The following is a 13,833-nucleotide window of genomic DNA, read 5'->3' as shown; positions in this document are numbered from 1 at the left end:
GCTTCGTCGCCGCGATGCAACACAATTCAGAGGTCGGGCAACACCTGATCGGCCACGCCCCAGCCGGCGAGCGCGCGGCTCGACGCGCGCGCGAGCAACTCCTCCGCGTCGGTCACATGCCAGCGCGCGGCGGTGTCGATCTCGCGCAGCTCGGTCCACGAGACCGGGGCGGCGACCGGCGCGCCGGCGCGGGCGCGAGCGGAATAGGGAAGGACCGCGGTCGCGCCGCGCTGATTGCGGAGATAGTCGATGAAGATCCGGCCCTTGCGCTTCACCTTGGCCATGTTGGCGACGAAGCGCTCGGGCTCGGCGACGCTGAGCGCCTCGGCGAAGCGGTGGGCGAAATCCTTGACCGCCGGCCATTCCGCCTGCGGCGTCAGCGGCACGACGACATGGACGCCCTTGCCCCCCGAGAGCATCGGGACGCTCGCCAGGCCGAGGTCGGCGAGCCGGTCCCGGAGGAACTCGGCGGCGCGCTTGGTGTCGGCGAAATCGAGCCCCTCGTCGGGGTCGAGATCGAACACCATCCGATCGGGCTTCTCCAGCGTCGCGATCGACGAGCCCCAGCCGTGGAACTCGATCGTCCCCATCTGGACGCACGCGACGATGCCGTCGGCGTCCTCTACGTAGAGGTAATCCTCGGTCGACCCGTCCTTTTCCCGGATCGGCACCTTGTGGACGTATTCGCCGAAGCTGCCCGCATCGTGCTTCTGGAAGAAGCATTTCTTGCCGCGGCCCTGCGGGCATCGCACCAGGCTGATCGGCCGGTTGGCGGTCCAGGGCAGCATCGCGGGCGCGATCTGCGCGCAATAATCGGCGAGGTCGCCCTTCGTCACGTCGCTGTCGGGGAAGATCAGCCGGTCGCGGCTGGACACCTTGACGTGGACCGCCGGCGCGGCGGGCGCGGGCTGGGGCGTCTCGACCACGACGTCCTTGGCCGCCTTGTCGCCGCGCAGGCCGACAAAACTCGAATGACGCAGCACCCCGTCGGGCGTCACCTCGGCGAAGGCGATCTCGGCGACGAGCTTGGGGGTGACCCACTGCGCGCCGCGCACGGCGGCCCTGGGAGCCTCCACCGTCGGGGTCTTGCGCGCGAGCGCGCCGAGCTTCTCGAGCAGCTCGTTCATGACCGCCTGGGTGAACCCGGTGCCGACCTTGCCGGCGTAGCGCAGCTTGCCATCCTCATGGACGCCGAGGAGGAGCGAGCGGAAGCCGCGCGTCTTCTCGCTCTTCGTCCAGCCGACGATCACGAACTCCTGGCGCTGGATGCACTTGGTCTTGAGCCACGCCTGCGTTCGTGCGCCGCGGTACGGCGCGTCCGCCTTCTTCGAGACCACCCCTTCATAGCCTTCGCGGCACATCGTCGCGAACAGCTGCTCGCCGCTGCCCAGGATATGATCGGCGAAGCGGATGCGGTCCGATTCGGTCAGGATCGCGCGCAGCCGCTCCTTGCGCGCGACGTTGGGGAGGGCGGTCAGGTCCTCGCCGTCGAGGGCCAGCAGGTCGAACGCGAACAGCGTCATGTCGCCGGCGTTCGAGATCGCATCCTTGAGCGTCGAGAAGTCGGGCCGCCCGTCCTTGAACGCGACGATCTCGCCGTCGATCAGCGCCGAGCCGACGTCGAACTTGGCGGCGGCGTCCGCGATGGCCTGGAACTTGTCCGTCCAGTCGAGTCCGCTGCGGGTGTAGACCTTGGCCTTGCCCCCACCGACCGCGACCAGCGCGCGGTAGCCGTCGTACTTGACCTCGTGGAGCCAGGCCGAGCCGGTCGGCACTGAGTCGACCAGGGTGCAGAGCTGGGGTTCGGCGAAGGGGGGCATCTTCGCTACTCCCCGCTTGCGGGGAGGTGCCGAGCGAAGCGAGGCGGAGGGGGCTCTCCGCGAGCGACTCGCATGCGGCCCGCCCCCTCCACCGGCTGCGCCGGTCCCCCTCCCCGCGAGCGGGGAGGATTTGCCCTCGCTGATCTCCTCCATCGTCCGCCCGGTCGCAACGCTCGTCAGCCCGGTCTCGACCAGCACGTCGGTCCCGCCCGCGTCGGCGTCGTCGATCTTGCGCAGGAGCCAGTTCTCGCCCTTTTCCTTGCCGCGCGGCTTCAGCCGGATCATCAGCCATTCGCCCTTCATCCGCTCGCCGTCGAGCACGAAGTGGAGGTGGCCTTCGGCGAGCGTCTTGACCGGATCCTTGCCCTTGATCGACGCCCAGGTGCCCCGGTCCCACAGCATCACCGTGCCGCCGCCATACTCGCCCTTGGGGATGGTGCCTTCGAAGGTCGCGTAGGACAAAGGGTGGTCTTCGGTACGGACCGCGAGCCGCTTCTCGTCGGGGTCGAGGCTGGGGCCGCGGGTGACCGCCCAGCTCTTCAGCACCCCGTCCAGCTCGAGCCGGAAATCCCAGTGGAGCCGGGTCGCGTCGTGCTTCTGGACGATGAAGCTGTTGCCCTGGCCGGGGGCGAGGGCCCCTGCGGGCTCGGCGGTCTTCGCGAAGTCGCGCTTGGCGTTGTAGCGGGCAAGGGGATCGTCGGCCATCGCGGGGTCAGGCGCGTTTCTTGTCGGGAGCCGCGGGCTTCGCCTCGCCGGCGGTCTTCGCTGGTTTCTTCGCGGGCGCCTTCTTGGAGACCGTCGCGGTCTTCGCCGCCTTGGTCGCGGGCGCCGGCTTGGCGTCGGGGGCGCCCATCGACTTCTTGAGCGCCGCCATCAGGTCGACGACGTTCGACGCGCCGCGGCCGCCGCCGTCGTCCTTGTCCTCGATGATCTTCTTGCCGCCCGCCTTGCGCTTGCGCTCGATCAGGTCCTTGAGCGCATCGACGTAGCGATCGTGGAACTCCTTCATGTCGAACGCGCCCGACTTCTTCTCGATCAGCGCCTCGGCGAGGTCGAGCAGGTCGTCGTCGGGCTTGGTGTCGGGAATCTCGCGGAAATAGCCCTGCGCGCGGTTGACCTCGTCGGCGTAGCGCAGCGTTTCCAGCACCATCCCGCGCCCGCACGGCTTCAAGCTGACGACATATTCGCGGCCGCGCATCGCCAATTGGCCGAGCCCGACCTTCTTGGTCCGCCGGAGCGCCTCGCGCAGGACCACGAAGGCCTCTTCGGCGAGATCGTCGGCGGGGACGACGAAATACGGCTTCTCGTAGTAGAGCACGTCGATCTCGTGCGCGTCGACGAACTGGGTCAGCTCCAGCGTCTTCTTCGACTCGAGCTTGACGGCGTCGATCTCGTCCTGCTCGAGCAGGACATATTCGCCCTTCTCGACCTCATAGCCCTTGACGATCTCGTCGACGTCGACCGGGCCCACCCCTGGGACGACCTTCTCGTACTTGATACGCTGGCCGCTCGGCTCGTGGATCTGGTGAAAACTGATCTGCGCGCCCGATTTCGTGGCGGAGTAGATCTCGACCGGGATCGAGACGAGCGCGAGGCGGATCTGCCCCTGCCAATAGGCGCGTGCCGCCATGAAAACCGCCCCTTCGTTGCGAAGCCGATTCAATGTGCGGCGAGGGGAGTCGTTCCGTCGCCGAGTTATGCTAGGGGCGACGCCATGACCGACCCTCTCGCCCTGTTCGACGCTTGGTTCGCCGAGGCGCAGGCGTCCGAGCCCAACGACCCCAACGCCGTCGCGCTCGCGACCGCCGACGCGCGGGGCCGCCCCGCGGTGCGGATGGTGCTGCTCAAGGGCCATGACGCGCGCGGCTTCGTGATCTACACCAATCGCGAGAGCCGCAAGGCGGGCGAGCTCGACGCGAACCCGCACGCCGCCTTGCTCTTCCACTGGAAGTCGCTGCGTCGCCAGATCCGCATCGAGGGCGCCGTCGAACGCGCATCCGATGCCGAGAGCGACGCCTATTTCGCCAGCCGCAGCCGCGATTCGCAGCTCGGCGCCTGGGCCTCGGAACAGTCGCGCCCGCTCGATTCGCGCGAGACGTTCGAGCGGCGGTTCGAGGACATGCGCGAGCGCTTCGCCGACGGCGAGCCGCCACGGCCGCCGTTCTGGGGTGGGTACCGGGTGGTTCCAGAGTCGTTCGAGTTCTGGCAGGATCGCGCGCATCGGTTGCACGAGCGCCGCGTCTTCGCGCGCTCGGGCGACGTTTGGACCGAAGGCCTGCTCTACCCGTGACCCAGGACGAACGCCGCCGGATCATCCCCGTCGCGATGCGCGCCGCGCTGGCGAGCGTGGCGATGGCGCTGTCGCTCCTCGTCATCAAGGCCTATGCCGCGTGGCACACCGGGTCGGTCGCGATGCTCGGCTCGCTCGCCGACACCGGGCTCGATCTGCTGGCGAGCCTCGTCACCCTCTACGGGGTCAAGCTCGCCGCCGAGCCGGCGGACTCCGATCACCGGTTCGGACACGGCAAGGCGGAGGCGCTGGCGGCGCTGTTCCAGGTCGTGCTGATCACCGTGTCGGCCATCGGCATCGCGTGGCGCGCCGTGCAGCGCTTCTCCTCGCCGCAGGTCAACGAGGACGCCTCGCTCGGGATCGGCGTGTCGGTGCTGGCGATCGCCGCGACCGCGGTGCTGCTCGCCTATCAGCGCAGCGTCATCCGCAAGACCGGGTCGGTCGCGATCCTGGCCGACAACGTCCACTACCAGTCCGACGTGCTGCTGAACGTGGCGGTGATCGCAGCCCTGGTGCTCGACCAATATCTGGGGGTCGCGGGCGCGGACCCGGTGTTCGGCATCGCCATCGCCGCCTGGCTGGTCTGGGGCGCGTTCAAGGCGTCGAGCCAGGCGATCGACATGCTGATGGACAAGGAATGGTCCGAAGATCAGCGGGCCGCCTTCGTCGAGGTCGCGGCGCGCCAGCCGGGCATCCGCGGCATCCACGATTTCCGCACCCGGCGTTCCGGCAGCCACGATTTCGCGCAGTTCCACATGGAGGTCGACCCGAAGCTGACCGTCGCCGCCGCGCACGAGATCGTCGAGCGGGTCGAGCGTGCGCTCCACGACGTCTTCCCGCGGGTCGAGACGCTGATCCATCTCGATCCGGAGGGGCATGTCGACACCGACAACGAGCTGGTCGAAGCGGACGTGACCCCGCATTGGTTCTCGAAGCGGGTGTGATGCGGCTGCCGTTCACCCAGGTCGACGCCTTCGCCGACGCGCCGTTCACCGGCAATCCGGCGGCGGTGATGCCGCTCGACGCATGGCTCGACGATGCGACGCTCCAGGCGATCGCGGCCGAGCACAACCTCGCCGAGACCGCCTTCCTCGTGCCCGAGGCGGGCGGCGACGCCGACTATGAGCTGCGCTGGTTCACCCCGACGGTCGAAGTCGTGCTGTGCGGCCATGCGACCCTGGCGAGCGGGCACGTCGCGTTGAGCGCCGCCGCCGACATGGACCGCGTCCGCTTCCGCACGCGCCGCGCCGGGATGCTGGAGGTGTCGCGCGCCGCCGCCGGCTATGCGCTGTCGCTTCCGGCGTGGGGCGCAGATCCGCGTCCACTCCCCGAGGTGGTGGCGGCGCTCGAGATCGACACGCCGGTCGAGACCTTCTGGCACCCCAACGGCTATGCGCTGCTGATCCTGGAACGTGCCGACCAGGTCCTGGCGACGCGGCCGGACTTCCGCCGCCTCGCCGAACTGGGCGACGTGCTGACGATCGTCTCCGCCGCGGGCGCGCGAACGGACGTGATCAGCCGCTGCTTCGCGCCGGGGGCGGGGATCGACGAGGACCCGGTCACGGGCTCCGCACATGCCGTGCTCGCGCCTTACTGGGCGAGGCGGCTCGGTCGCGCCGCCTTCACCGCCTATCAGGCGAGCGCACGCGGCGGCCATGTGGGCTGCGAGTTCGCGGGCGAGCGGGTGATCCTGACCGGCGGCTGCGTGACGGTCATCGAAGGGACGTTCCTGCTTCCCTAGCGACGGCGGGACCGGCCCGTGGTCATCGGATCGGGCTTGCGCGGCTTGACCCAGTCGGCGGGAGTGGCGGGCCGGGGCCTGCTGCTGCCGAGCCCCATCGCGCCGGGCTGTTGCCGGGCGAGGGCGGCGGCGTCCTCGCCCGGATCGCGGCCGGTCTGGCGCGCGAGGGCGAGCCGATCCCGCAGTCTCGACGCCGCTTCGAAATCGAGCGCGGCGGCGGCGGCGTCCATCGCCTCCTGCAACTCCCCGGTCGTCATGCCGCGGCGAGCGCCGGCTCGGTCGCGGCGATCCACCCGCCGCCCAGCACCCGCTCGCCGTCGTAGAGCACCGCGGCCTGGCCCGGTGACACGCCGTATTCGGGCGAGTCGAAGGCGAGCCGATCGCCCGCGAGCCGCCCCGGCGCCGGGCGTGCCATCGACCGGACCTTGACCGTCAGCGCGCGGTCCTCCGCGGCGCCGAGCAGGTTCGCTCCCTCGAGCCGCACCGCCGCCACGGCCAGCGCCGCGCGCGGGCCGACGACGACGCGCCGGGCCGCCGCATCGAGTCGGACGACGTAGAGCGGCTCGGCCTGGCCGCCGATCTCCAGCCCCCGGCGCTGACCGACGGTGAAGTTCACGATCCCGCGGTGTTCGCCCAATGTCCTGCCCGCGAGATCGACGATCTCGCCCCGGGCGTCCGCCTCGGGGCGCAGCTTGCGGACGAGCCCGGCGTAGTCGCCGTCGGGGACGAAGCAGATGTCCTGGCTGTCGGGCTTGGCCGCGACCGCCAGCCCCAGCTCCGCGGCGATCTCGCGCACCCGCGCCTTGGGCAATCCGCCCAGCGGGAAGCGGAGGAAGTCGAGCTGCGGGCGTGTCGTCGCGAACAGGAAATAGCTCTGATCGCGCGCCGGATCGGCCCCGCGGTGGAGCTCGGGCCCGTCCGGACCTTCGACTCGGCGCACGTAATGCCCGGTCGCGAGGCAATCCGCGCCGAGATCGCGCGCGAGGGTCAGCAGGTCGGTGAACTTGGGTCCCGTGTTGCACTGGACGCACGGAATGGGGGTGCGACCGGCGAGATATTCGTCGGCGAACCGGTCGACCACCTGCTCGCGGAAGCGCGACTCGTGGTCGAACACGTAATGCGCGATCCCCAGCCGGTCGCAGACCGCGCGTGCGTCGCGGATGTCGCGCCCCGCGCAGCACGCGCCCGCGCGCTGCGTCGCCTCGCCGTGATCGTAGAGCTGGAGGGTGACCCCGATCGTCTCCGCGCCGCTGGCGTGCGCCAGCGCCGCGACGACCGAGCTGTCGACCCCGCCCGACATCGCCACCACGATCCGGCGCGCCGCGATCGGGGAGGGCAGCTGGAAATCCGCGTTATCCATAGCCGTTTAGATAATCGATCGAGGCGGTTCGGTAACCTCCCTCAACGAAGCGTTTCGCCCCGCTTTACCGGCCCTTCAGATCGGGCGGGTACCAGCGTGGCATGGGAAGCGGGGAGGCTCACCGGATTGGACCAGTATTTTCCCCGCTTCGACAAGGCGGTGGAGCTCACCGAGCTGCCGGAGGAGCTGGCGGTGCTGATGGTCGGCATCGCCGCCCGTCAGGCGGCAAGCCCGACGGCGGCGAAGTGGGTCAGGCTCGGGCGCGGCGCGCCCGCGCAGACGCTGCTCGCCCCCGCCGACGGCGCCTTCAACGGCGGCGTGGCCGACGCGCTGGCGACCTGGAGGCAGGAGTGAAGAGAACGTTAACCGTCAGGCTTCAAGGGATGTTCAAAGCGCCCGCTTACCATCCGGCGGGCTGGAGAGGGGGCCCCCCGCCCCGAACCGAGGTTCAGGAATGATCGAGAATCAACGAGTCCGTCCTGCCAAGGTCATCGGTCCGCTGGGCGAGCCGCTGACGCTGGACACGCTGCCGCCGCCCTCGACGACGCGCTGGGTCGTGCGGCGCAAGGCGGAGGTGGTCGCCGCGGTGAACGGCGGACTGCTGACCGTGGACGAGGTCTGCGAACGCTACGGGCTGACGGTCGAGGAGTTCGCCGGCTGGCAGCGCGCGATCGACCGTTCGGGGATGCCGGGGCTGCGCGTCACCCGTATCCAACACTACAAGTCGCTTTACGAGCGCCAGCAGCGCTACTGATCGGGGTTACGCCCCCGGAACAATCGCCGGAGACAAGAGTATTTTCCCCGCAGCCCGGACACGGTCGGGCGATTTCGCAGGGGAGTTAAGTTCATGGGTATCATTCTCTGGCTCATCGTCGGCGGTGTCATCGGTTGGCTCGCCAGCATCATCATGCGGACGGACGCTCAGCAGGGCATCTTCCTCAACATCATCGTCGGCATCGTCGGCGCCTTCATCGGCGGCCTGGTCCTGTCGGGCGGGTCGATCAACAACCAGCCGCTGACCGTCACTTCGTTCCTGGTGTCGCTGCTCGGCGCGGTGATCCTGCTCGCGATCGTCAACCTGGTCCGTCGCGGCAGCGTGCGCTGAACGCACTTCCAGCTTGAACGACAGACGGCCGCCGGGGAGCCCCGGCGGCCGTTCTCGTTCGTAGCCGTCCCGCCGACGGAGAGCGCCGGCCTACTTCAGCAGGAAACGGACCGACACCGTTGCAGTCACGTCCGTCTCGCCTGGCGAGAGTTCGGTCGCCGGCGCATCCGCCTTCGCCCGCGTCATGTACATGACCGGCATCGGCGGACGGCCGCCCGCCTCCTCCCCGTTCTCCGCGATCGCCACGATCCGCTCGACTCGCAGCCCAGCCGCCTGCGCGTAGAGCGCCGCGCGCGCCCGCGCGCGGGCCACCGCATCGGCGCGCGCCGCGTCCAGCGCCTCGTCGGGCCTGTCGATCGAGAGCGAGGGTACGTCGATCTGGTTCGCGCCCGCCCGCACCAGTGCGTCGAGCCCCGCGCCGCTTTTCGCGATGTCGCGGAAGCGGACCGACACCGTGTTGCTCGCTTGATAACCCGTGATCGCGGGCGGCTGGCCGTCGGTGTACTTGTACTGCGGCTGGAGCGAGACCGTGCTGGTCGCGATGTCGCGCGCCGCGATTCCCGCTGCGCGCAGCGTCGCCAGCACGCGGGCCATCCGCTCGGCATTGCTCGCGAGCGCCGATGCCGCCGTCGCCTGCTGGGTGACGACGCCGGCGCGGATCGTCGCCACGTCGGGAACGCGCGTGACGCGGCCGGTGGCGCTGACGTCGAGCACGGTCGCGTCGGGCAGGATCGGCGTCTCGGCTGCGACGGCGATCGGGGCGGTGAGGGCGGCGAAGGTCAGAAGAAGGCGCATGCAGGAAACTCCCGGTCAGTGTTCCCCGGGGAGTGACTCGGCGCGCCCAAACGCAGGCTGAACGCGGCGGAGCGCTTGTGTCTCGCCCTGCGCGCAGGCAAAGACGCGCAGTCTGCCGGGCCTTGAGCCGGGTGATTTATTCGTCTAATACAGCCTTGGAGGGGCGATCCGCCGGATCGCGACGGGACGAAGAGCCGCATGGACTATCGAACGGGCGATCTCGAGCAGGACACGCTGGCGCTTCCGGGGCCGGAGGTGAACCGCCGCCGTCGTCGCTGGATCATCGTCGCGGGTGTGCTGCTGATCGCGCTCGTCGTCGGGGGTTACCTCTACAAGCGCTCGCGCTCCGCCGCGGCCGCGGACAAGGGGGCTCCGGCGCAGCAGGTGCCGAGCGTCACCGTGGTCGTCCCCGGCCGGCATCCCGTCGACCGCACCATTTCCGCCACCGGGACGCTCGCCGCCCGGCGCGAGATGCCGGTGGGCGTCGCCGGCGAGGGTGGGATGGTCACTCGCGTGCTGGTCGAGCCCGGTCAGTGGGTCGGCAAGGGGCAGGTCCTGGCGACCGTCGACCGGTCGGTCCAGGTCCAGACCGCCGAGAGCCTGGCCGCGCAGATCAACGTCGCGCGCGCGGATCTCGTCCTGGCCGAGGCCGAGCTCAAGCGCGCGCAGCAGCTCGTCGGGCGCGGCTTCATCAGCCAGGCCGACGTCCAGCGCCGCATCGCCACCCGCGATGGCGCCGCGGCGAAGCTCAAGGTGGCGCAGGCGACGCTGAGCGAACAGCGCGCGCGCAACGGCCGGCTGGACATCCGGGCGCCCGAAGCCGGGCTGGTGCTGACGCGCCAGATCGAGGCTGGGCAGATCGTCAGCTCGGGCTCGGGCGTCCTCTTCCGGATGGCGGAGAAGGGCCAGATGGAGATGCGCGCGCAACTCGCCGAGAGCGATCTCCAGCAGATCCACGTCGGCTCGCCCGCCAAGGTGACCCCGGTCGGCGACGTGCGACAGTTCGCCGGCACCGTCTGGCAGGTGTCGCCGGTCATCGACCAGCAGACCCGCCAGGGGACCGCGCGGATCCAGCTCGCCTTCGATCGGTCGCTGCGGCCGGGCGGGTTCGCCTCGGCGCAGATCGTCGGCGGAGTGGGCGATCAGCCGCAGCTGCCGCAGTCGGCGATCCTGTCCGACGATCAGGGCAATTACGTGTACATCGTCGACGCCGGCAACATCGTCCGGCGCCGGAACGTCCGGCTCGGCACGGTGACGGAGGACGATGTGGCGATCGCCGACGGGCTCGCCGGCGACGAGCGGGTGGTCTATTCCGCCGGCGCCTTCCTCAATCCCGGGCAGAAGATCGCGCCGACCCTTCGCAGGGCCGCGGCGGGGAGCGCAACGCCATGAACTTCCGCAACATCTCCGCCTGGTCGATCCGGAATCCGGTGCCGTCGATCGTCCTGTTCCTGATGCTGACGGTCGCGGGGATCGTCAGCTTCATCCGCATGGACATCAACAACGATCCCGACATCGACTTCCCGGCGGTCGCGATTGAGATCACCCAGCCCGGTGCCGCGCCCAGCGAGCTGGAGACCCAGGTCACCCAGCGGGTGGAGGCGGCGGTCCGCTCGCTCGAGGGGATCGACCAGATCCAGTCCTTCGTAAGCGAGGGCGATTCGACGACGATCGTCCAGCTGACGATCGGCACGCCGATCGACCGGGCCGTCAACGAGGTCCGTGATTCGATCGTCCAAATCCGCTCGAACCTGCCTGAGGGAATTCTCGAGCCGCAGGTCAGCCGGGTCAAGATCAACGACAACGATCTCGGCAGCTACACCGCGTCGGCGCGCGACATGACGATCGAGCAGCTGAGCTGGTATATCGACAATACGGTGGCAAAGGAGCTGCTGAGCGTCCCCGGCATGGGCTCGGTCGAGCGCAACGGCGGCGTCGACCGCGAGATCCGCGTCATCCTCGATCCCGCGAAGCTGGCGAGCTACGGGCTGACCGCGACCCAGATCAACCAGCAGTTGCGCCAGGTGAACCTCAACGCGCCGGGCGGTCGCGCCGAGATCGCCGGCTCCGAACAGTCGCTCCGCGTGCTGGGCAACGCGCGCAACGCTTACGAGCTGGGGCAGACCCAGATCACGGTCGGCGACGGGCGCACGATCAAGCTCGGCGACATCGCGACCGTGCGCGATCTCTATGCCGAGCAGCGCTCCGCGGCCGAGGTCGACGGGCTGCCGGTGCTGTCGTTCGACTTCAAGCGCGCGAAGGGCTTCTCCGACGTCACCGTCTTCAAGGAGGCGGTGAAGAAACTCGCCGACCTCGAGAAACGCAATCCGCGCGTCCATTTCAAGCTGCGCATCGACGGTTCGAAATACGCCCTCGAACAATATAAGAGCGCGATCCACGCGATGATCGAGGGCGCCGTGCTGGCGGTGTTCATCGTGTTCCTGTTCCTGCGCGACGTCCGCGCGACCATGATCTCGGCGCTCGCGATCCCGCTCTCGGCAATCCCCGCCTTCTGGTTCATGGACCTGATGGGGTTCACGCTGAACAGCATGACGCTGCTGGCGCTGAGCCTCGTGGCGGGCGTGCTGGTGGACGACGCGATCGTCGAGATCGAGAACATCGTCCGGCACATGCGGATGGGCAAGACCGCCTACCAGGCCTCGATCGACGCCGCCGACGAGATCGGGCTGGCGGTGCTCGGCACCACCTTCGCGATCGTCGCGGTGTTCCTGCCGGTCGGGCTGATGCCCGGCGTCTCGGGGCAGTTCTTCAAGAACTTCGGCCTGACCGTCGTCGTCGCGGTGCTGATGAGCCTTGCGGTGGCGCGCCTGATCACGCCGATGATCGCCGCTTATTTCCTGCGCGCCTTCGGTCATGCCGAGCACGGCGGCGGGCGGGCGATGGACGCCTATCTCAAGGTCCTCCACTGGACGCTCGATCCGGGCCGCTCGCTCGCGATCCGCGCCCGCGGCGGCTATCACCGCATTACCGGCTATCTGCGCGATCACCGCATCTGGGTGATGGGGATCGGGGCCGTCGCCTTCGCGGCGACCGTCGTCGGCTTCTCGATGCTGCCGATGCAGTTCCAGCCCTCGACCGATCAGGAGCGTTCCACCGTCACCATCACGATGGCGCCGGGCACCACGCTCCAGCAGACCCAGGCGACGGTGCGCCGCGTCTACGACCTGCTCAAGACCCAGCCGGAGGTCGAATCGCTCTACACCCGGTCGTTCGTCGGCAACGGCCGCGTCACCGCCGAGCTCAAGAAGCACCGCGACAAGACTTCGACCGAGTTCGAGCGTTCGCTCGCGCCGGCGCTGGCGAAGATCCCGGACGCGCGAGTGAACTTCCAGTCGCAGTTCGGCTGGGGCGACAACAACCGCGACGTCTCGATCACCTTCGGGGGCGACGACCCCGCGGTGCTGCGCCAGACCGCCGACCGGCTGGTACGCGAGATGGCGACGGTCCCCGGTCTGATCGCGCCGCGGATCGCGGGCGACCTCAACCGACCCGAGCTCATCATCCGGCCCCGGCTCGACCTCGCCGCGAGCCTGGGGGTGACGACGAGCGCGCTTTCCAACGCGATCCGGATCGCGACCCTGGGCGACATCGACCAGAACAGCGCCAAGTTCTCGCTTTCGGATCGCCAGATCCCGATTCGCGTCGCGCTCGAGCAATCCTCCCGGTCGAAGCTGGCGACGATCGAGACGCTGCCCGTCCAGACGCAGACCGGCGGTTCGGTGCCGCTGTCGGTGGTGGCGGAGATCGGCTTCGGCTCCGGCCCGACCAAGATCAATCGGCTGAACCAGCAGCGCCAGCTGACGATCGGCGCCGATCTGGGCGTCAATCCGAAGACCGGGCGGTCCTACGTCCTCACCGACGCCATGGCGAAGGTCAACGTGCTGCCGACGATGAAGAGCCTTCCGGTCGGCGTCGAGCGGCTGAGCGTCGGCCAGGCAAAGTGGCAGATGGAGATGCTCATCAACTTCGTGATCGCGGTGATCGCAGGCGTGTTCCTCGTCTTCTCGGTGCTCGTCCTGCTCTATCGCCGGCTGCTGCCGCCCATGGTCAACATGGGCTCGCTGGTGCTCGCGCCGCTCGGGGGCGTGCTCGCGCTGCTGATCACGGGGACGCCGCTTTCCATGCCGGTGTTCATCGGACTGCTGATGCTGCTCGGGATCGTCGCCAAGAACTCGATCCTGCTGATCGATTTCGCGCTGGAGGAGATGGGCAAGGGCGTCCCGATCTACGAGGCGATCGTCGATTCGGGGCACAAGCGCGCACAGCCGATCGTTATGACGACGGTGGCCATGGTCGCGGGCATGGTGCCGACCGCGCTGTCGCTCTCCGGCGACGGCGCGTGGCGAGCGCCGATGGGGATCGTCGTGATCGGCGGGCTGATCGTGTCGACGCTCCTGACGCTCTTGATCGTCCCCGCCTCGTTCAGCCTTGCGATCGGGATCGAGCGGCGGATCGGCCCGTGGCTCGGCAAGCGGTTGCTCACCTACAAGCCCGGCGACGACGGGATGCCGGCGATCGAGCACGTCGGCGTCGGCGGCGCGATCGCCGCCCCGCGCGGGCGGATCGGCTATGAGGGCGAGCAGCCGGCGGAGTGAGCGGCCGCGGCTCTTGAACAATCCGGCGACTGGCGGCTTGTTGCGCCCATGACCTCTTCGTTCCGCCGGCCCGTGCGCGAGGCGCCCGCTCCGGCGGGCCTGGTCC

At 69.3% G+C, this 13,833-nt stretch carries 13 protein-coding genes; 8 read left to right on the top strand and 5 right to left on the bottom strand.

Translation table 11 applies throughout. The features are described from left to right. Positions 1–26: 26 nt before the first annotated feature. Both ligD and ku read right to left on the bottom strand, forming a co-directional pair. Positions 27–2,525 carry a DNA ligase D gene (ligD, locus tag AC4GYY_RS05125; RefSeq protein ID WP_491119136.1) on the bottom strand — a complete coding sequence of 833 codons (2,499 nt, stop codon included), beginning with the start codon at positions 2,523–2,525 and terminating at the stop codon, positions 27–29. Positions 2,526–2,532: 7 nt separating this feature from the next. Continuing rightward, positions 2,533–3,450 carry a non-homologous end joining protein Ku gene (ku, locus tag AC4GYY_RS05120; RefSeq protein ID WP_491119135.1) on the bottom strand — a complete coding sequence of 306 codons (918 nt, stop codon included), beginning with the start codon at positions 3,448–3,450 and terminating at the stop codon, positions 2,533–2,535. Between the two features lie 84 nt (positions 3,451–3,534). Between ku and pdxH the strand changes: the two genes are divergently transcribed. Genes pdxH through AC4GYY_RS05105 form a run of 3 tightly spaced genes read left to right on the top strand, consistent with a single transcriptional unit; the run spans position 3,535 to position 5,851 of the window. Further along, positions 3,535–4,110 (top strand): pyridoxamine 5'-phosphate oxidase, encoded by a 576-nt coding sequence (pdxH, locus tag AC4GYY_RS05115; protein WP_491119134.1) that lies wholly within the window; start codon positions 3,535–3,537, stop codon positions 4,108–4,110. A 35-nt stretch (positions 4,111–4,145) separates the two neighbouring features. Beyond that, positions 4,146–5,054 carry a cation diffusion facilitator family transporter gene (locus AC4GYY_RS05110; protein ID WP_491119305.1) on the top strand — a complete coding sequence of 303 codons (909 nt, stop codon included), beginning with the start codon at positions 4,146–4,148 and terminating at the stop codon, positions 5,052–5,054. Next, on the top strand, positions 5,054–5,851 hold the full coding sequence (locus AC4GYY_RS05105) for a PhzF family phenazine biosynthesis protein (protein WP_491119133.1): 798 nt from the start codon (positions 5,054–5,056) through the stop codon (positions 5,849–5,851). The genes AC4GYY_RS05110 and AC4GYY_RS05105 overlap by 1 nt, the downstream gene beginning before the upstream one ends. Here AC4GYY_RS05105 and AC4GYY_RS05100 read toward each other — a convergent pair. Beyond that, complete coding sequence (locus AC4GYY_RS05100) at positions 5,848–6,108, bottom strand: UvrB/UvrC motif-containing protein (RefSeq protein WP_491119132.1); 261 nt, start codon at positions 6,106–6,108, stop codon at positions 5,848–5,850. The genes AC4GYY_RS05105 and AC4GYY_RS05100 overlap by 4 nt on opposite strands. Beyond that, complete coding sequence (mnmA, locus tag AC4GYY_RS05095; protein WP_491119131.1) at positions 6,105–7,211, bottom strand: tRNA 2-thiouridine(34) synthase MnmA; 1,107 nt, start codon at positions 7,209–7,211, stop codon at positions 6,105–6,107. The genes AC4GYY_RS05100 and mnmA overlap by 4 nt, the downstream gene beginning before the upstream one ends. A 126-nt stretch (positions 7,212–7,337) precedes the next feature. On the opposite strand from mnmA, the gene AC4GYY_RS05090 reads away from it, so the two are divergent. From AC4GYY_RS05090 to AC4GYY_RS05080, 3 genes are all read left to right on the top strand, one after another. Further along, entirely contained in the window at positions 7,338–7,565 is a 228-nt protein-coding gene (locus tag AC4GYY_RS05090) for a hypothetical protein (RefSeq protein WP_491119130.1), read from the top strand. 100 nt (positions 7,566–7,665) lie between these two features. Continuing rightward, positions 7,666–7,965 (top strand): CtrA inhibitor SciP, encoded by a 300-nt coding sequence (sciP, locus tag AC4GYY_RS05085; RefSeq protein WP_491119129.1) that lies wholly within the window; start codon positions 7,666–7,668, stop codon positions 7,963–7,965. 93 nt (positions 7,966–8,058) lie between these two features. Continuing rightward, complete coding sequence (locus AC4GYY_RS05080; protein WP_491119128.1) at positions 8,059–8,316, top strand: GlsB/YeaQ/YmgE family stress response membrane protein; 258 nt, start codon at positions 8,059–8,061, stop codon at positions 8,314–8,316. A gap of 90 nt (positions 8,317–8,406) precedes the next feature. On the opposite strand, the gene AC4GYY_RS05075 is transcribed toward AC4GYY_RS05080, so the two are convergent. Then, entirely contained in the window at positions 8,407–9,111 is a 705-nt protein-coding gene (locus AC4GYY_RS05075) for an SIMPL domain-containing protein (protein WP_491119127.1), read from the bottom strand. 198 nt (positions 9,112–9,309) lie between these two features. Here AC4GYY_RS05075 and AC4GYY_RS05070 point away from each other — a divergent pair, with 198 nt between their 5' ends. Beyond that, a complete protein-coding gene (locus AC4GYY_RS05070) occupies positions 9,310–10,503 on the top strand; it encodes an efflux RND transporter periplasmic adaptor subunit (protein WP_491119126.1) in 1,194 nt (397 codons plus the stop codon). Next, the gene (locus AC4GYY_RS05065) at positions 10,500–13,727 is read left to right on the top strand and encodes an efflux RND transporter permease subunit (RefSeq protein WP_491119125.1); all 3,228 of its coding nucleotides are present in this window, start codon (positions 10,500–10,502) and stop codon (positions 13,725–13,727) included. Before AC4GYY_RS05070 ends, AC4GYY_RS05065 begins: the two co-directional genes overlap by 4 nt. The last annotated feature ends 106 nt before the right edge of the window (positions 13,728–13,833 follow it).

The sequence above is a fragment of the Sphingomonas sp. SP6 genome, from assembly GCF_058313435.1.
This window is presented reverse-complemented; position numbering and strand designations above follow the sequence as displayed.